Raw genomic sequence first — 17,593 nt, 5'->3', positions numbered from 1 at the left:
GCATTGTCTTTCACTTTCAGTTAGTTGGTTTTTATGAATCGCTCGCTCCATTTATCATACCTCAATTCAGCAACGCCTAATTTCTTAGTCCGCGCAGGCGGACTTCGTTTGACAAGGAGCGGTTTCAACCGCCGAGTAATTTCAAATCCCCGACTTTTTCTGGGAGAAGTCGGGGATTTCGCATTCAATTTTATGCTAAATCAAACAGCAAAAATTCAGCATCTGCCGTAGCTTCAATCGCCAATTCAGTTTCGCCGCTAACCGCCGCAGCGTCGCCATTTTTCAAAGGCAAACCGTTGAGCAAAACCGAGCCGCGAGCAACTTGCACCCAAGCGTGACGATTTGGCTGCAAAGCATGAGAAACCCGCGAATCTTTATCCAAAACAGCCGCATACAAATCAACATCTTGATGCACTTTCACAGCACCATCTCTGGCATCTCGCGCCGCCACTAAGCGCAGTTTTCCGCGCCTTTCTTCCACGGGAAACTCCCGTTGTTCGTAACTCGGAGGCAATCCCTGTGTATCGGGTAAAAGCCAGATTTGCAGCAAATGAACCGGGTCTGTTTGCGAGTTATTGAACTCGCTGTGCTGGATACCCGTACCTGCACTCATCCGCTGCACTTCACCGGGTTTAATCACTGCACCAGTACCCAAACTATCCTTGTGTTCTAATGCTCCTTCTAATACATAAGTAATGATTTCCATGTCGCTGTGGCCGTGAGTGCCGAAACCTCTGCCGGGGCTAACAAAATCCTCATTAATTACCCGCAAAGAGCGAAAATTCATATAATTTGGATCGTAATAGCCGGCAAAAGAAAATGTGTGGTAACTGTCCAGCCAACCGTGATTAGCGTGTCCTCTTGCTTCACTTTTTCTGACGGTAATCATTTTCTGAATCCTCAGTGAAATTTATCTAGTGTTTCTTTGATGTTTTTATTTTAAACCGAGTCAAGCTATTATGGGTAGTACGCACTTAAAAGTGCGGTAGTTACCAAAAAGATACTATGCAAGTCCAAGAAGTAAAGGTCGATCGAGCAAATTGCCCTGTAGAACGCACTCTAGAGGTGATTGGCGGGCGCTGGAAAGTCTTGATTCTGCGGGAGTTGTTTCAAGGAGTGAAGCGTTTTAACGAGCTGCAACGATCTGTCAGCGGCATTACTCAGAAGATGCTGACGCAGCAACTGCGGGAAATGGAATCAGACGGGATTGTGCACCGGGAAATTTACCTGCAAGTGCCGCCAAAAGTTGAATATTCGCTAACGCCTTTGGGCCAAAGTCTCAAACCGATTATTAATGCCATGCACGAATGGGGAATTCAGCATATTAGCGAAGATGGAAAATGAGCGGTTTCTAGATGTTTTTTTTCCGTCTTCCGACAGATTTCAAACTTTCAACCTAGTTCAACAATAATAATATGAACAACATAGAGCGTCTCGCCACCCTCAACCGCATCCGCAAACTCAGCCGCCTGATGGATACCGCCATTGGCATCCCCGGCACTAAATTTCGCATTGGTTTAGACCCGATTATCGGTTTAGTTCCGGGTGCTGGGGATATCGTAGATACCGCGTTTTCCGCCTACCTAATTTATTTAGCAACTCGATTCAACATTCCCCAAAAAACTCTAGGGAAAATGATTTACAATATCGGTCTAGAAGCCGTCGTTGGTTCAGTACCTTTAGTAGGAGATATCTTCGATGCTTTTTATAAATCAAACATGAGAAATCTGGCGCTTTTAGAAGCACACCTCGAAGCAGTTGAACCCGAACTAGCCGCAGTTGCAGAACCTATTCCTGAACCTCTTAAAATGTAGGCGCGGGTTTCACGCACAATAATTGTAAATAACCAACAATCTCTCAAACCCGCCCCCACCCGACGAGAAATCCCCGCGCCTATTTTTTGCATTTAATATAAATCAAGGTTGATGTGGATTATTTGTTAGGTGGGGGCGGGTTTCTTAGATTGTTCATCGCTGGCCGTTATCATTCGTAAAAACCGCCCCTACGAAATCATAACTGATGGCGTTTAACCGCTTCCACCAAAGCAATCACATCAGCTTCCTGAGTATTAAAAGCCGTTACAAGTCTCACAGTACATCCAGCTTCACTGTCCCACCGATAAAACTGAAAACCCTCAGCTAAAACCGCTGCAATTATCGATTCTGGAATCTGCATGAAAATCTCGTTAGCTTCAACTAGATGGCAAAACTTTACTCCCTCAACTCCCGCCAAACCTTCGGCTAACTTGGCTGCCATATTATTTGCATGAGCCGCATTCTTCAGCCACAAATCATCCGTTATATACGCTTCCAACTGTGCCGACAAAAATCGCATTTTCGAGAAAAGATGCCCGCTGCGCTTGCGGTAAAAAGGGAAAGTCTTTGCTAATTCTTGATTAAAAAAAACCACAGCTTCCGCAGCCATCGCACCGTTTTTTGTCGCTCCAAAGGAGAGAATATCCACACCAGCCCGCCAAGTTACATCCGCAGGAGAACAGCCCAAATTCACGACCGCATTGGCAAAGCGAGCTCCATCCATGTGCAGGTGCAAATTGTGGCTGCGAACTACTTCCGAAATGTGGGAAATTTCTGCTGGATTGTAGACTGTGCCGGCTTCCGTTGCTTGAGTGATGCTGACGGCTGCGGGCTGTACGTGGTGGACGACACCTGCACCAGCGCGATCGAGCATTTCTCCTAAAGTCTCTGCCTCTATTTTACCATGATTTCCTGTTACTGTCACTAACTTTGCACCGCCTGTAAAAAACTCCGGCGCGCCGCATTCATCCAGATTAATATGAGAGTCCGCGTGACAGTAAACAGCCCCGTAAGGAGGAGTCATAACCGCAAGTGCCAGAGCATTAGCAGCAGAACCAGTTGCTACAGGAAAAACAGTCACCGATGTCTCGAACAAATCCGAAAATTTAACTTGCAAACGCTGCGTATATTCATCATCTCCGTAAGACATCACAGCACCGCAATTAGCCGCTGCAATCGCCGCCATAATCTCCGGCGAAACCCCGGTTGCATTGTCGCTACAAAAATTCATTAGAATAATTGGTAAATAGAATCTATAATATAACTCAACCCTCAGCAGTCAACACTCAAGCATTAAACCAAGAGGCAGAATTATGGCAGAATACCGCCAAATAGAATACCGCATCGGCAAAGACGGCAAAATTACCGAAACCGTCCTCAACGCCACCGGTTCGAGTTGCACCGAAACCACCGCCGGAATTGAAAAAGCCCTCGGAAAAGTAGAATCTCAAGACTTGCTGCCAGAATACTACCAAGGCGAAGAAAATTTGCTTGTTGAACAAACGCAGACTTTAAAACAAGTTTAGAAGAGTTAAAGATGTTTGATATCCTGGGTGCAACAGTTGATGTAACAACACTGCCTGCCTTCAGCTTCGCGCTGGCTGTCGGGGGCATTTTTCTAATTTTAATCTACCTTTATGCTGCATCTGAGGCGGGAGATGCGATCGAGTTTAAGTACGATACAATTCTGCGGGAACGCATGAATCAGCTAGACATTCTCGATTGGCAAGACTTAGGCGAAAAAGCAGGCTTAAGTCGCTTTGGAGTGCGCTTAGTGCGGCAGGGAGACGTGGGAAAACTCACGGTAGACCAACTGAGACGGCTGGCAACAGTGCTGAATTTGAATTTCCAAGAGTTCGATCGCACTTTGCTCGCGCTGCCCATATCGGCTACAATCACAACTGATCCCAGCGAAATAGAAGAATTGAGGCAGCAGTGTTTCCGGCTGCGATCGGAATTGCAGCAGCAAAAAGCTCAACTAACTGCCGATTTTCGCCGCGCTACCTTTGAACAGTTGCAAACTTTGTTAACCAACTATCCCGCCGCCCGCAAAATGGCAGAAGCCAAGCCGGATATGCCCGCCAAAAATCTCTCAGCTTTGTTTACTCCCTTAGAAAATCTCTTGTCAAGTTGGGATTTTGAAATGATTGGTTCTGCGTGGGAACAAACTGCTTACAATCCGCAGTTGCACCAGCCGGATGTTGAGGATATAACCGAAGGAGAATTAGTTTATATTCGGTTTGTCGGCTATCGCGAGGGAGAGCGAATTCTTACTCCTGCTAAAGTTAGTCGCACCCTTCCAGCGGGCATGAAAAATTAAATCTAAAATCTAAAATCTAAAATCACCATGACTACAGTTGCCAATGAAAAATTAAATCTAAAATCTAAAATCTAAAATCTAAAATCACCATGACTACAGTTGCCATTGACTTCGGCACCAGCAATACCGTTGTCTGCATTCTTAACCCGGATACGAAAACACCAGAAACTTTGCGATTGGGCGAGATGTCCCGCATTTTTAAAACGAAGAATTTGAGCGGAGATATTCGAGAAATATCTGTAGTGCCGACTTTAGTTTTTGTGAAAAATGCCGGAGAGTTGGTGCTGGGAGAAAAAGTGCGATCGCAGCGTTTGGGGCAATCCCAGCCAGACCGCTTTTTCAAAGCTTTTAAACGCAATTTAGCCGCCGACTTTCAGCCACCACCCCGCAACCTTGATGGCGAAACCTACAGGTCAGAATCAGTAGCAGAACAGTTTATCAAAACTATTTGGAAACAGTTGTATATACAAAATATACACCCCGACAAAGTAATTTTTACAGTCCCCGTTGGAGCATTTGAGCGATATCTAGATTGGTTTCGCGACTTAGGAGAAAGTTTGGGAGTTGCGGAAGTTCAGGTAATAGATGAATCCACAGCCGCCGCCCTGGGATATGCAGTACAACGCCCCGGCTCTCTAGTTTTAGTAGTTGATTTTGGCGGCGGAACTTTAGATTTAAGTTTAGTTCGTACTGCTCTAACCCCCCCCTTACCCCCCCTTACCAAGGGGGGGAGAAATCTCGCTTCCCCCCTTAGCCAGGGGGAGAGAAATCTCGCTCCCCCCCAAAGCCTGGGGGAGAGAAATCTCGCTCCCCCCCTTACCAAGGGGGGGCTGGGGGGGGTGCGTGCCGAAGTGTTGGCAAAATCCGATGCTTATGTAGGCGGCGAAGATATTGACATCTGGATTGTCGAAGATTATTTGCGGCAAATTGGTTCGTCGCGCGCAGAAGTCGGCCCAGTTGGCTGGCAAAACTTATTAGAAATAGCGGAAAAATTAAAAATTCAACTGTCTCAAGTTAATGAGGCGAAGGAAAGCTGGTTTGACGATGAAAATTTTATGTCTTACGACTTGCAGCTAAACCGAGACAAGCTTGAGGAAATTCTGGAATCTAGGCAGTTGTTAGAACAGTTGCGGGAAAGTTTAGATGAAGTGCTGACTATTGCACTGGGAAAAGGTATCGGCAAAGCAGATATCGAACAGGTTTTGCTGGTAGGAGGAACTTCTTTAATTCCGGCTATATCTAATTTAGTGGTTTCGTATTTTGGGCGGCAAAAAGTTCAAAGAGATAAGCCATTTGAAGCAGTGGCACACGGTGCTTTAGCCTTGACACAATTAGCGAGTGTTGATGATTATTTGCGCCACAGCTATGCAATTCGCCTTTGGGAACCTTATGCTAAAGCTTATGCTTATTCGCCGATATTTAGCAAGGAAATGAAGTATCCCTGTCAAAGTTCCGAAGAGTTGACGCTGCAAGTGGCAATTGAAGGGCAAAGGGAAATTCGCTTAGATATTGGGGAAGTTGCGGAGGTATCGCAAGCGGAGGTTATTTTTAACAAAAAAGGGCAAATGACGAGCAGTTTGCTCAACAAACAGGCGGATTTTCGCTCTCTGGAAAGCCACCACCAGCAGGTTTGTGTGGCGCATTTGAACCCGCCTGGGGTATTGGGAATTGACAGGGTTTCGGTGAGTTTTGAGGTGGATGAGAGGCGGGTTTTGTTGGCGACGGTGCGGGATTTGGTGACTGGTAAGGTGTTGGTGGAAAAAGGGGCGATCGCCAAACTACAATAATGGTAAAATTTTTAGATAACATTCGGATCTGGAAATTGCTACTCCACAAACTCTCGTCTGGATGGTGCGCTGACTGAAGAATATCGCTTTAAATCAAATTTATGCCGCCATGAAAAAGCAACAAAATAAATTCAGCCACCTGACGGCAATCGAAAGAATTTCCCTGTCATTCCCGGCAAGGTTTTTATTTGATAAAAACTTGCTGCAAGGCAAAGTCTTAGATTTTGGGTGCGGCTTCGGCAGTGATGTGAAATTGTTGCAGCAAAAAGGCTTCGATATTACGGGTTATGACCCTTATTATTTCCCGGAATTCCCCGAAGATAAATTCGACACAATCATTTGCTTTTATGTTTTGAATGTTTTGTTTCCTGAAGAACAAGCTAATGTCCTGATGGAAGTGTCGCACCTGTTGAAACCAGGAGGAAATGCGTATTTTGCGGTGAGAAGGGATATCAAAAAAGAAGGCTTTCGAGAACATTATGTCCACAAAAAACCTACATATCAGTGTATTGTCAAACTTCCCTTTAAGCCACTTCACCTAGATGAGTCTTGCGAAATTTACAAATACGTCCATTACAACCATCAAAGAAATTCTACTAATAACTGCATATTTTGCAATCCGTATAAAAACCTAATTTTGCTAACTGAATCAGCAACAGCTTTTGCGATGTTTGACGGTTATCCCGCCAGCAAAGGTCATGTTTTAATCATCCCCAAGCGTCACGTTGCTAATTATTTTGAACTGCCTTTTCGAGAGCAATCGGCTTGCTGGTTTATGGCTAATAAGGTGCAAGAAATGTTAAGTAAAGAGTTTCAGCCTGACGGTTTTAATGTGGGAATTAATATTAATAAACAGGCTGGTCAAAGTCGCAGTCACGCGGCTATTCATGTTATCCCGCGTTACAAGGGCGATGCGGCTGGGAATAAAGGCGGAATTAGGTATGTGATTCCGAAGAGTGAAAAATAAAAGTTAGCAAATTGTGAAGGGAATTCTTTTTTACCGCAGAGGCGCAGAGAACACAGAGGAATAGAGAAGAGAGGAATTCATAATTTTTGTAAGGATTGTTATATTTGAGCAAACGGCGAGCAAAATAGAGTTAAAATGTGTTTGCAAGGTCTAAAACTACACATTAGCAGCAATTTGGTGTTCTGTTTATGTCTAAGCGCAAAAAGCAAGAATGGCTCAAGGAAACTCTAGAGCTCAAAGAAAACCACAATTGGAAGTCAAAGCCTGGAACTCGAATTTTTGTAGCAGGAAGAGGTGCAGTCCGCTTTGATGTGCCGGAAGATTGGCATTTTGAACCGGATACTAATTCGTTCCGATTTACGGATAAAAAGCCGCCGGATGATGATTGTCGTTTGGAGGTTTCGTTTAATTTGCTACCACCTAATAACTGGGCAGATTTTCCGCTGGTGCCGCTATTACAGAAGGTGGTTGAAGATGATACGCGGAATCCGATCGCTTTTGGGGAAATTATCCAATTGAAGCGCCAAACTGCCCGCGTTGTTTGGACTGAATTTAAGTTTATCGACCCTCCAGAACAGCGGGAAGCTTATTCGCGAATCTGTATTGGATTGGGTTCTAATGTTCAGTGTTTGATTACTTTTGATTACTGGGTTGATGATGCTGAACGTTTGACTCCTGTCTGGGATACGGTGATGGATTCGTTAGTTCTGGGTTTGTTTATTAGCGACCCTCGAACGGGGTTCGCACGTCCAGACTAGACCGATTTTCAGGGAAAATTTCAAGAACTAATTTTGCTAAGTGTTGGATTGGCAAGCCACCGGCCAGTAAATTTAGAACCAACATTAAACTTTACAACCGCTTTGCCATGAAAATATCTGGCTTGCCAATTCCGTTGGCGTCGGGCATCACTCCCACGATCGCAAAACCCATTTTTTGATAAAATTCGTAGGGATGACCGCGCAAATTTCTAATTTTGGCGATGTGTTCCCAAACGTTAGGATAAAGATTGATGCCTGAAAGAGTGGTTTGATTGTCTTCGTCGTCGGTACCCACCCACAGCACGAGCCCTCCCCGGTTTTTAGCTTCTGCTGCTAAATCAGCTACGAGCGATCGACCAATTCCTTGTCCGCGAAATTCTGTTCTCACTACCAGCGGGTGCAGTTCCCAAACATTACCGTCATACTGTTTAATCCCGCCAATCCATCCCAAAACTTGATTGTTGTCGCCGACAGCAATTCGACTGATGCGATCCGGTTCCAAAGATTCTTGCACTTCTTGCAGCGCAGATTTTAGATCGGGCCAAGCATCGGGCCAATGGTCTTTAAAACCTTCAACTATTAATCTAGCTACCTGTTGAATTTTTGGCTCGTCAACCGCACGCAAATCTGTAATTTGTACGTTCATGAATTTACATACTAAATCAAGGATTACGGACTAATACGCTCACAAACCGGATTTTATAACCGGGGGAAACGGCAAAAACGAAGTCAGGACTCACGAGGGCAACATTCGCTACAGCTTGCCCGATCGCTAGCTTTCATATTTCAGTCTAGGCTAATTTTGCCATAAAATCGGATTTTGCGATCGGGTAAGGGCGATCGATCTTCTGCAGGGATAATTTGCGATCGCACTTTTTGCTAGATTTTAGTCGATCGGCTAATCCTGAAAATGCTATAATTATTAACAAGTTGTGCTTAGGGAGACTACGGTCAATGCAGATCGCACCATTTGAAGAAAAAATGTGGGTGAGTTTGCCTGCAAAAACTCGCACTAAAATGTCCGATCATGATATCAACCATAAGTACGAGTTAAGAGAAAATAGAATTCTTACCGAAATCAACCGTGAAAAGCTTCCGAGCTTTGTCGAGGCATTAAAGAAGCCTGGTTATATGAACGTGCGACCATTTTACCAAAGAAGGGCGCGTTGGACTCCCAAGATGCAATCCCAATTAATCGAATCATTTCTGATCAATATTCCCGTTCCGTCAATAATTTTATACGAAAAAGAGTACTATTCATATGAGGTTATGGATGGTCAACAAAGAATTACTGCGATTCAAGATTTTTATGAAAACAAGCTTTCATTAACAGGGCTTGAACTTTGGCCTGAATTAAATGGACGTACCTACAATCAACTTCCTCAAAAAATTAGAGCCGGTATCGACCGTCGTTCTATATCATCGACAGTAATTATTGCCGAATCAACCTCCGATCCTGAAGAGGCTCTATTCTTAAAACAAAAAACCTTTGAGCGTCTTAACACTGGAGGCGTAGATTTAAGTCAACAGGAAGTGCGAAACTGTTTGTATTATGGAAAGTTCAATGAACTGTTGCTAAAATTATCGCGTCATCCCATATTTGCAGAAGCTTGGGGAATTCCGACAGAGGATAACAGCGCCGAATTGGAGAAAAATACCCTTTATAAAAAAATGGAAGATGCTGAGTTAGTGCTGCGTTTTTTTGCTCTCAGAAATGTCGATAATTTCCAACGGGGAATGGAAGGCTTTTTAGATTTGTACATGATGAGAAGTTTAAAATTTGATGAGCAAGATATCAATTACTTGGAATCTATTTTTCTCAAAACTCTCACAATAGCTCACCTAATTTACGGAGAGCATTTATTCAAACCATTTGACCAGAAAACTCAAACTTGGTCTAAAAAGAGTTATAAAGCATATTATGATGCAATTATGGTTGGTTTGAGCAGGTACTTGCCCGATGAAACAAAAATAATCGCTATAAAAGATCGAATTATTGAAGAGACAAAGAACCTCTTTAAAAAACCTGAATCTAGTCTTCTCACAGGAGGTGGAAAAACCAAGGCAGAGATTCAGGATCGAATCAGGATATTTGACGAAATGCTTTTGCAAGTTATCGGAGAGTAACTTGCGATGTTTGACGAGCTTCTCGAGACAGTCTGTCTTAAAATTTCCACTGTCCGTTCGATGATAAAGATTAACGATCAACTTAGAAAAATCGTATTTCAAGACAGTTCAGATATAAAACAGTTGAAAGAAAATCCTGAATTTGCCGCATTAATAGAGGAAATACCTAGCAAAGACGAGTGGAGAATTTACGATCGCTCTGCTGTTGTAACCCGATTGTACGCTATTTACGAGCGCTTCGTTGAGGATTTAATTTCGGATTGGCTGCGACGGATGCCCGATTTGGTTCCACGTTATTCAGATTTGGGAGAAAAAATCCAAAATACCCATCGAGAGGGTATAGGGCGTTTATTGATTGACATCAAAAAGAATAGGTTTCAACACCTTTCAGTTGAGAAAGTAGTGCAAGGATTATCCTGTGGAATTACTGACACTGGAAAATACGAACTACTTCCTGATGCTTTCCTATTGCACGAGCAAAATTTACGGAAGGAAGCGCTAGAAACAGTTTTGAAAAATGCTGGGATTGATGAGGCGTGGAAATGGGTAAGTAACCACAAAGAAATTAAATATTTTGTCGAGGAAGTTCGCGGCCGTCAAAACACGGCTGAAGGAGAACTCAACCAACTCGTTGACTATCGGAATGAAGCAGCACACGGCTCTACAAATCAGATTTTGGGAACTCAAGAACTGTTGGACTTAGGTGATTTTGTTGAGGCTTTATGTAAATCCCTGGCTGATTTAGTCACCTACAAGATAATTTTACTCCAGAAAGCTCTAGGGCTGGTAAGGGAGATTGGAGAAATTACTGAGTGGTTCAAAAAGCAACAAGCATACGTAGCCAAAGTTCAGGAAGTTACCTTAACTGTAGAAGAACGTGTTTTTCTAGTTTTAGTTAATGATAAATTGTCGTACTGCTACTCTGCTAAAATTGAGAGCATTAAGCTTAATGATATTTTTCACAATCAGGTGGAAATAACCTCGGAGGCCGAAGTAGGGTTAAAGTTCGATCGCGATGCCAGAAGAGGATTGACTATTTATGTAACTAGCTCGTATCGAGTTGACTGAATATTGTTAAGCTCTACCGATTTCAACAATATTTTCACCATTTTGCAGCAACTCCAAAGCTTCAGGAAAAGCGCGGGTAAAAATGCGTTGCAAGTCTCTATTGGTAATATTCCCACACGTTAACCACAGAATTTGTGGCGGGCTTCCTAAAGGAATTACTAAATCGATAAAATCTCGATATTTCGTGATAACAACAGTGCCATAACCGTTAGCGCGAGCTGCATTAAATATCTCAATATCCTGAGCGTCTGACAACCCAATATCTTGTAGAGTTACTGCACTCACACCAAATGTAATACTCAACCATTCTGCGAGACTAGGAGGAAGTTGAGCATTTAGCCAGAAAATCATACAGCAATCCTCGGAAAGTCAATTCGGAGTGCAGCAAACAGCAAGCAAGCTTGAATATCTTCAGGTTCTAAATCGGGAAAATCTGCCAGAATTTCACTAGCAGGAACATTATCTGCTAGAGTTTCCAGAATATCGCTAACTCGAATTCTCATGCCTCGGATACAGGGGCGGCCTCCACATTTACCCGGAGTTTGAGTAATGCGATCGAGTAAAGCAGTTTTGTCTAGCATAAGTCATACCTAGAGAAAGTCATTATTTTAGGACTTTAAACTGTATCCCCACTACTTGCTTGAGGCATCGCTTCAATCAGCGCCCGAAGCACCTTGTTTACTGCCTCCGGTGTTGAGAAAATCCGGGCAATATCCTCATCCAAAACAACGATTGTCATTTGTTGCTTTCCACTGCGATTTGCAAAACGGTTGGGTTTGGCTTTTTTGTAGTCCAAGCGGTACTCCGGTAAAAGCTCATCTTCCGAGTTTGAAGATTCATTAAAAGGCGTTTTCTTCATAGTCTTCACGCTCCTTTTTCGTGGCTAGACGGGCACTAATGATACGGATTGCATTTCCACGTTCAGTCTAGCTGACTAGCAGCAACTGATTGTTTTGAGAGTGACCAATGATAATTTCACGTCGCTCATCTTGTGAATGTTTTTCATCATCAAAAATTACGGCAAGTGGATTGTAGAAAACGGTTTTTGCTTGTTCAAAATTTACACCGTGCTTGTTGAGATTGATAGCTGCTTTGATTTCGTCCCATTCAAATTCCATGATAACTTCCGATCGCCCGTTAGCGAAGCCCTCGAAGAGGATCGCCAATTCCCCGCAAAATACTAACACAAGTGCCCTACAATTATCCCACCATCCGGCATCAACCAACCTGCTAACCCCATGCTTTGCGATTACCTGGTACAAATCCTCACAGCCCGCGTCTACGATGTTGCTCAAGAAACAGCCCTAGAATCCGCCCCGAATCTATCAGCACGGCTCAACAATAAACTTTTGCTGAAGCGAGAGGATATGCAGTCGGTGTTTTCCTTCAAACTGCGGGGTGCGTACAACAAAATGGCGCAACTGTCGCCGGATTTGCTAGCACAAGGTGTCATTGCAGCTTCCGCCGGCAATCACGCCCAAGGAGTCGCCCTCGCCGCCCGCCACCTGGGAACTCGCGCGATTATCGTCATGCCCGTAACGACGCCGCAGGTGAAGGTAAATGCGGTGATAGCCCGTGGTGGAGAGGTAGTCTTGCATGGGGATGCTTACGATGAAGCTTACGCTTTTGCGCGTCAATTAGAGGCGGAAAAAGGTATGACTTTTATTCACCCTTTTGATGACCCCTACGTGATTGCTGGACAGGGTACGATCGGCATGGAAATTCTGCGGCAACATCAAAAACCAATTCACGCGATTTTTGTGGCAATTGGTGGCGGTGGATTGATTTCGGGAATTGCGGCCTATGTCAAGCGGTTGCGGCCGGAAATTAAAATTATTGGCGTCGAACCTGTGGATTCCGATGCCATGAATCAATCGCTGAAAGCCGGTAAACGGGTGCGTTTGTCGCAGGTGGGTTTATTTGCTGATGGCGTTGCTGTGCGCGAAGTGGGGGAGGAAACTTTTCGCTTGTGTCAGGAGTATGTGGATGAGATTATTTTGGTGGATACGGATGATGTTTGCGCGGCGATTAAGGATGTTTTTGAAGATACGCGATCGATCTTAGAACCTGCTGGCGCTTTGGCGATCGCAGGTGCGAAAGCTTACGTCGAACGGGAACAAATCGCAGGAGAAACGTTAATTGCTGTTGCTTGCGGCGCAAACATGAATTTCGATCGCCTGCGTTTTGTAGCAGAAAGAGCCGAGTTTGGCGAACGCCGCGAAGCCATTTTTGCAGTCACAATTCCCGAACAACCGGGAAGTCTCCGCAGGTTTTGCGAATGTCTGGGCAAACGCAATTTAACTGAATTTAGCTATAGAATTGCGGATGAGAAAGAGGCACATATTTTTATAGGCGTACAAATTCAAAACCGTGCCGATGCGGTGAAAATAGCCGCCAGTTTTGAAGATTGTGGCTTCAAGACTTTGGATTTAACTGATGATGAATTAACGAAATTGCACGTGCGGCATATGGTGGGCGGGCGTTCGATGCTGGCGAATCATGAATTGTTTTATCGCTTTGAATTTCCCGAACGTCCGGGTGCGTTGATGAAGTTTGTCGGTTCGATGAGTCCTAACTGGAATATCAGCGTTTTTCACTATCGAAATAACGGCGCAGATTACGGGCGAATTGTGGTGGGAATTCAGGTGCCGCCGGATGAGATGCAGAAATGGCAGGCTTTTTTGGACACGCTGGGCTATCAGTATGGGGATGAGAGTCAAAATCCGGCGTATAAGCTATTTTTGCGATAGTTTGGTTTGCGGTCTTGAAACAAATTAATATTTATGAACGCACTCAAAAAAATATTGCCGTTTTTTTTGATGATTTTTGCTGTTGCTGTTGTGGCAGCAGTTGCACATTTTGCGATCGAACAACTTTCCAGCCCAGTCAGTTATTTTCAACCTGTGGATACCAGAGATGGTGCAGAGTTGTACAAAAAAGAACTACCCAACGGAAATCTGGCTTATTTGCAAGTTATTAACGTCCAAAAAATGCAAATAGACCAGCTAATTGGAGAGGTGGATCGGATGGCTTTTAATAAAGGATTGTATTATCAGGGAGAAAACAAATATTACAGTCCTTTCTTTAAGAGCAAGTTATTCTCTGAAGTTACAGGAGAATACAAAAAACTTTACGGTAATGGTGTTTTTTCCGTCATTAACTGTTCTTTTTTTGAACAATACGAACGCAGCACTCAGCTATCTTTTCCTATCAAATTTAACGGTCAAGTTATTACTGGCGGTAACGGCATCTACGGCCCCGTCAAGAAGCCCAAAGATGGGCAGTATAAAAATGTTCGATTGAAAGCTTTGGTGTGGAACGATCGAGAAGCATATATCACAAATTACGAACCGCAAACCGGAAAGCCACTGAATCAAAAAGAAGTACAAAATGCAGTTGTGACTTACGAATACAAGCACCATCCAGCTAAACTCATATCTAAAAATCCCGCAAATAGGTATCACGTCATCGGTACGCTGGACAAAGATGGTCGCAAGGGTAATGAATTGCTGGCAATTATCACGGTTAATGAAGCGACATTAGATGCAGCAGCTAAATTAATGCGAGAATTCGGAGTGAAAGGAGATATCGTGACGATCGACGGCGGACTCTCAACTTATCTATTCAATCCTAAAATCGGCGAGATTATGTTGCCTCAATCAAATAATATTGCCACTCGGGAACTGCCGCACTATTTAGGATTTAGGAATAGAAAATCTCAGACAGCTTCACCAAAAATATTGGTGGCTAAACCAGCAGGAAAAGTGCAGGTGGAAGCAAATAAACCTTATTTGATTTTGTGGAGAGACAATATTCAGGATGAGGTCAAGATTGAGCTGTATCGAGAGAATAAGTTGGTTGAAAGCATAGCCAACCGCGCGACTAGCGATGGGGTTTATGAATGGAAACCTAAGATTGCTGTAAAATCAGGGTCTTTGATTCGGATTTCAAGTGTTAAAAATGCCAAGGTGTCTGGGGCTTTGCAGTTGTGATTGTTGTGGGCAAAGAAATCTCATTGCGATCGCAAATTCCGCACATCCTCTATACTGAGTCCGGTTGTTTGACAGATAGTTGCATCATCCAGGCGATCGAGCAATTGCCGCGCGATCGCCAGCTTTTCTTCTTGAACGGCTTGGAGTATAGCTCCTTGTTGGTCGTAAATAAACATTTCTCGCCGTTCGATATCTTCCAGTTCTTCCGGGGTTAAATTCACTTGATTTGCGATGTCAAAGGCTTGATGAATCTCTGGAACGCTATTCATTATTTCCGGGACATCTGTTATCGTCATTGCATATTTCATGAAATAAATCCATTTATCGGCCAGGGTTTCTAGCTGGTCTACTTGTTTGGTAAATTTGGGCAGTTCTACAAATATTAACTCGATGTTATTATCAGTATATTTGAAATTGGTGGTTTCTTCTTTGTAAACAAATCTCGAAATTAGCCGATCGCTCTTTTTAAACATCTCGAAATCAGTCAGCGTTAGTGCAATTACAGGTCTCAGCATTCGGTAGCCTTCTCCTTTTTGCAATTGCAAGGCGTAAGTTTTGGCTGCGTTGTACAAAACTCTCTTGCCGAAAGACTCTACGTTTAATACCTGCATTTCAATAATGACTAGGGTACCATCAGCGAGTTTGGCTTTTACATCTAAATAAGTATCTTTCAAACCTTCGACTCTGGGCGGCAGGTTGGGGTTGATAATTTCTAAGTCTGCAATGGTAGGATTGCCATCGTAAATCATGGCGTTGAGAAAACTGATGAGAATGTCTTTGCTTTCTGAGGAGCCAAATATTTTTTTGAAGGCGTAATCGGTTTTGGGGTTGATGAAGGTCATGGTTAGAATCGGGAATCACGATCGCTATTTCGATTTTATCATCGGTGATCTTTTTGAAATAAATCTCATTCCGATCGCAAATTCTGCACGTACTCAACGCTAAGTCCGGTTATTTGGGCTATGGTTGCGTCATCTAGGCGATCGAGTAATTGCCGTGCGATCGCCAGCTTTTCTTCTTGTCTGCCTTCTTGTCGAGCTTCTTGTCGAGCTTCTTGAACGGCGTCTTTAACAGCTTTAATTATCGTGCCTTGTTGGTCGTAAATAAACATTTCTTGCCGTTCGATATTTGCCAGTTCATCCGGGCTTAAATTCGCTCGATCTGCGATGCCAAAAGCTTGATGAATTTCGGGGACGCTATCCATTACTGGCGGTACTTCCGTTATCGTTATTGCGTATTTCATGAAATAGAGCCATTTATCTGCCAGAGTTTCTAGTTGGTCTACTGATTTGGTGAATTTCGGCAATTCTACAAATACCAACTTGATGTCATTATCGGGATATTGTAAGTTAGAGTTTTCTTCTTTGTAGACAAACCTCGAAATTAATTTGCTGCTATTTTTAAACATCTCGAAATCAGTAATCGTCAAGGCAATTACTGGTTTGAGCATTCGATATCCTTCTCCTTTCTGCAATTGAAATGCGTAGGTTTTCGCTGCGTTGTACAAGATTCTTTGTCCGAAAGACTCGACGTTTAATACCTGCATTTCAATGATGACTAGAGTTCCGTCGGCAAGTTTGGCTTTGACATCTAAAGAAGAGTCTTTTAAGCCTTCAACTCGGGGCGGGAGGTTGGGATCGATAATTTCCAAGTCTTCAATAGTCGGATTGCCTTCGTAAATTATGGCGTTGAGGAAACTGATGAGAATGTCTTTGCTATCTGAGGAACCGAAGATTTTTTTGAAGGCGTAATCGGTTTTGGGGTTGATGAATGTCATGGTGGGAATCGGGAATCACGATCGCTATTTCGATAGTAACACTTGATTTCATCCTCAACGTTCGCTGTCTTAATTGTATTAGAAGGTCGATGGCTACGCCCCGGCTTGCGCCTACGAACTTGACGAGCGATCGCACGATTTCCAAACATCAGGTTTATGAAATGCGATCGCCCTAGTCGTCAGTTGCCTCAATTCTTCTGCAACCATTTGGTGAGCACGCGCATCCACTGGCCCGTATTCGGTGCACGCTGCAAGTCGCTCCAGTCTGCCATTTGGGCAAAATTTAGTCGCACCAGCCAATTTACTACGGCGGTTATGCCTTGGCGGGAGCCAACAACCATGATACGCACGGGTTCCCGGTTTTCTCGATCGTCCGTGGGCTCTGCGTCTTGTTGGGTGTCGTTGGGCGGTTCGATTGGAAAGTCTTTAGCCATTGGGAAGTCCTCATCTTCAAAATCAACTAATCACTACATATTGTGTAGTTACTACCAATCAGATGGCAATCACTACACATATGTAGTCATTTACGGTTGGGGCATCCCTTGGCATCATGGGGTGCATGAGAAAAGCTGGTCGAGTTTTGAGAGATGTGCTGAACACCTATGGCATTAGCCAAAACAAATTGGCTCACGCAATGGGTGTGTGAAGTTCTGTTGTCTATCGTTGGTTTAATGAGTTGATAGATCCAACTGGAGACACGCTTGTGAAGATGGTTGTGGCGTTAAAGTCGATCGATATAGATGCAGCGCAGGAGTTTGTGCAGCGCTATTTGGGTGAGATTTTGGAGGATGAGGGTGAGGGTGAGGTCGATCGATCTACAAACACAGAATAGACTTATTGTTCAGAAGGTCGATCGGATTTGACGGGGGATTCCCTTCCCGATAGCTTCGCTGGCGCGCACTTTTCGAGATAAGCTGCTACGCAGCTAAACCGGATAAAATAGCATTGCCTTTATTTTTGATTTTTCGCTCCCATTTAATAAC

General features: G+C 43.8%; 23 protein-coding genes. 13 read left to right on the top strand and 10 right to left on the bottom strand.

All coding sequences use genetic code 11. The features are described 5' to 3' along the window. Positions 1-190 precede the first annotated feature (190 nt). The gene (locus QUA99_RS29100; RefSeq protein ID WP_333243881.1) at positions 191-889 is read right to left on the bottom strand and encodes a pirin family protein; all 699 of its coding nucleotides are present in this window, start codon (positions 887-889) and stop codon (positions 191-193) included. A 116-nt stretch (positions 890-1,005) separates the two neighbouring features. Between QUA99_RS29100 and QUA99_RS29095 the strand changes: the two genes are divergently transcribed. Both QUA99_RS29095 and QUA99_RS29090 read left to right on the top strand, forming a co-directional pair. Beyond that, on the top strand, positions 1,006-1,344 hold the full coding sequence (locus QUA99_RS29095; RefSeq protein ID WP_333243879.1) for a helix-turn-helix domain-containing protein: 339 nt from the start codon (positions 1,006-1,008) through the stop codon (positions 1,342-1,344). 71 nt (positions 1,345-1,415) lie between these two features. Beyond that, positions 1,416-1,814, top strand: coding sequence for a DUF4112 domain-containing protein (locus QUA99_RS29090; RefSeq protein WP_333243876.1), 399 nt, complete (start codon positions 1,416-1,418; stop codon positions 1,812-1,814). Between the two features lie 196 nt (positions 1,815-2,010). Here the strand turns inward: QUA99_RS29090 and QUA99_RS29085 are convergent, their stop codons facing one another. Then, complete coding sequence (locus QUA99_RS29085) at positions 2,011-3,045, bottom strand: low specificity L-threonine aldolase (protein WP_333243873.1); 1,035 nt, start codon at positions 3,043-3,045, stop codon at positions 2,011-2,013. Between the two features lie 82 nt (positions 3,046-3,127). Between QUA99_RS29085 and QUA99_RS29080 the strand changes: the two genes are divergently transcribed. The 5 genes from QUA99_RS29080 to QUA99_RS29060 all read left to right on the top strand — a co-directional run bounded on the left by QUA99_RS29080 (position 3,128) and on the right by QUA99_RS29060 (position 7,646). Further along, positions 3,128-3,340, top strand: a complete 213-nt coding sequence (locus QUA99_RS29080; RefSeq protein ID WP_333243870.1) for a DUF2997 domain-containing protein — start codon at positions 3,128-3,130, stop codon at positions 3,338-3,340. A gap of 11 nt (positions 3,341-3,351) precedes the next feature. Next, positions 3,352-4,134: an XRE family transcriptional regulator gene (locus tag QUA99_RS29075; RefSeq protein WP_333243867.1), complete on the top strand. Its 783-nt coding sequence runs from the start codon at positions 3,352-3,354 to the stop codon at positions 4,132-4,134. 89 nt (positions 4,135-4,223) lie between these two features. Next, on the top strand, positions 4,224-5,921 hold the full coding sequence (locus QUA99_RS29070) for an Hsp70 family protein (RefSeq protein WP_333243865.1): 1,698 nt from the start codon (positions 4,224-4,226) through the stop codon (positions 5,919-5,921). Between the two features lie 109 nt (positions 5,922-6,030). Beyond that, positions 6,031-6,888, top strand: coding sequence for a bifunctional class I SAM-dependent methyltransferase/HIT family protein (locus QUA99_RS29065; protein ID WP_333243863.1), 858 nt, complete (start codon positions 6,031-6,033; stop codon positions 6,886-6,888). A 188-nt stretch (positions 6,889-7,076) separates the two neighbouring features. Further along, positions 7,077-7,646 carry a hypothetical protein gene (locus QUA99_RS29060; protein WP_015177425.1) on the top strand — a complete coding sequence of 190 codons (570 nt, stop codon included), beginning with the start codon at positions 7,077-7,079 and terminating at the stop codon, positions 7,644-7,646. Positions 7,647-7,737: 91 nt separating this feature from the next. Here the strand turns inward: QUA99_RS29060 and QUA99_RS29055 are convergent, their stop codons facing one another. Beyond that, positions 7,738-8,292: a GNAT family N-acetyltransferase gene (locus QUA99_RS29055; protein ID WP_333243860.1), complete on the bottom strand. Its 555-nt coding sequence runs from the start codon at positions 8,290-8,292 to the stop codon at positions 7,738-7,740. Positions 8,293-8,600: 308 nt separating this feature from the next. Between QUA99_RS29055 and QUA99_RS29050 the strand changes: the two genes are divergently transcribed. Then, positions 8,601-9,773, top strand: coding sequence for a DUF262 domain-containing protein (locus QUA99_RS29050; RefSeq protein ID WP_333243857.1), 1,173 nt, complete (start codon positions 8,601-8,603; stop codon positions 9,771-9,773). Positions 9,774-9,833: 60 nt separating this feature from the next. After that, positions 9,834-10,841: an MAE_28990/MAE_18760 family HEPN-like nuclease gene (locus QUA99_RS29045; RefSeq protein ID WP_333411521.1), complete on the top strand. Its 1,008-nt coding sequence runs from the start codon at positions 9,834-9,836 to the stop codon at positions 10,839-10,841. A gap of 6 nt (positions 10,842-10,847) precedes the next feature. On the opposite strand, the gene QUA99_RS29040 is transcribed toward QUA99_RS29045, so the two are convergent. From QUA99_RS29040 to QUA99_RS29025, 4 genes are all read right to left on the bottom strand, one after another. Beyond that, a complete protein-coding gene (locus QUA99_RS29040) occupies positions 10,848-11,192 on the bottom strand; it encodes a DUF5615 family PIN-like protein (protein WP_333243851.1) in 345 nt (114 codons plus the stop codon). After that, positions 11,189-11,422, bottom strand: a complete 234-nt coding sequence (locus tag QUA99_RS29035) for a DUF433 domain-containing protein (protein ID WP_333243848.1) — start codon at positions 11,420-11,422, stop codon at positions 11,189-11,191. Before QUA99_RS29035 ends, QUA99_RS29040 begins: the two co-directional genes overlap by 4 nt. A 35-nt stretch (positions 11,423-11,457) precedes the next feature. Beyond that, positions 11,458-11,700: a hypothetical protein gene (locus QUA99_RS29030; RefSeq protein ID WP_333243887.1), complete on the bottom strand. Its 243-nt coding sequence runs from the start codon at positions 11,698-11,700 to the stop codon at positions 11,458-11,460. Positions 11,701-11,767: 67 nt separating this feature from the next. After that, a complete protein-coding gene (locus QUA99_RS29025) occupies positions 11,768-12,028 on the bottom strand; it encodes a BrnT family toxin (RefSeq protein ID WP_333243845.1) in 261 nt (86 codons plus the stop codon). 30 nt (positions 12,029-12,058) lie between these two features. Here QUA99_RS29025 and ilvA point away from each other — a divergent pair, with 30 nt between their 5' ends. After that, positions 12,059-13,591, top strand: a complete 1,533-nt coding sequence (gene ilvA, locus QUA99_RS29020) for a threonine ammonia-lyase, biosynthetic (RefSeq protein WP_333243884.1) — start codon at positions 12,059-12,061, stop codon at positions 13,589-13,591. A gap of 33 nt (positions 13,592-13,624) precedes the next feature. After that, positions 13,625-14,833, top strand: coding sequence for a hypothetical protein (locus tag QUA99_RS29015; RefSeq protein ID WP_333243842.1), 1,209 nt, complete (start codon positions 13,625-13,627; stop codon positions 14,831-14,833). A gap of 20 nt (positions 14,834-14,853) precedes the next feature. Here QUA99_RS29015 and QUA99_RS29010 read toward each other — a convergent pair whose 3' ends face one another. Together QUA99_RS29010 and QUA99_RS29005 are read right to left on the bottom strand one after the other, a co-directional pair. After that, positions 14,854-15,675, bottom strand: a complete 822-nt coding sequence (locus tag QUA99_RS29010; RefSeq protein WP_333243839.1) for an Rpn family recombination-promoting nuclease/putative transposase — start codon at positions 15,673-15,675, stop codon at positions 14,854-14,856. 65 nt (positions 15,676-15,740) lie between these two features. Beyond that, a complete protein-coding gene (locus tag QUA99_RS29005) occupies positions 15,741-16,610 on the bottom strand; it encodes an Rpn family recombination-promoting nuclease/putative transposase (protein WP_333243836.1) in 870 nt (289 codons plus the stop codon). Here QUA99_RS29005 and QUA99_RS29000 point away from each other — a divergent pair. After that, positions 16,604-16,786, top strand: coding sequence for a hypothetical protein (locus QUA99_RS29000; RefSeq protein WP_333243833.1), 183 nt, complete (start codon positions 16,604-16,606; stop codon positions 16,784-16,786). The two genes, QUA99_RS29005 and QUA99_RS29000, sit on opposite strands and share 7 nt — an antisense overlap. A gap of 12 nt (positions 16,787-16,798) precedes the next feature. Here QUA99_RS29000 and QUA99_RS28995 read toward each other — a convergent pair whose 3' ends face one another. Further along, the gene (locus tag QUA99_RS28995) at positions 16,799-17,044 is read right to left on the bottom strand and encodes a hypothetical protein (protein ID WP_333243829.1); all 246 of its coding nucleotides are present in this window, start codon (positions 17,042-17,044) and stop codon (positions 16,799-16,801) included. A gap of 275 nt (positions 17,045-17,319) precedes the next feature. Here QUA99_RS28995 and QUA99_RS28990 point away from each other — a divergent pair, with 275 nt between their 5' ends. Then, complete coding sequence (locus QUA99_RS28990) at positions 17,320-17,442, top strand: hypothetical protein (RefSeq protein WP_333411523.1); 123 nt, start codon at positions 17,320-17,322, stop codon at positions 17,440-17,442. Positions 17,443-17,593 lie beyond the last annotated feature (151 nt).

The sequence above is a fragment of the Microcoleus sp. F10-B2 genome (assembly GCF_036704965.1).
Classification (GTDB): Bacteria; Cyanobacteriota; Cyanobacteriia; order Cyanobacteriales; family Microcoleaceae; genus Microcoleus.
The sequence above is the reverse complement of the archived record's forward strand: the minus strand, read 5'-3'. Positions and strand labels throughout refer to the sequence as shown.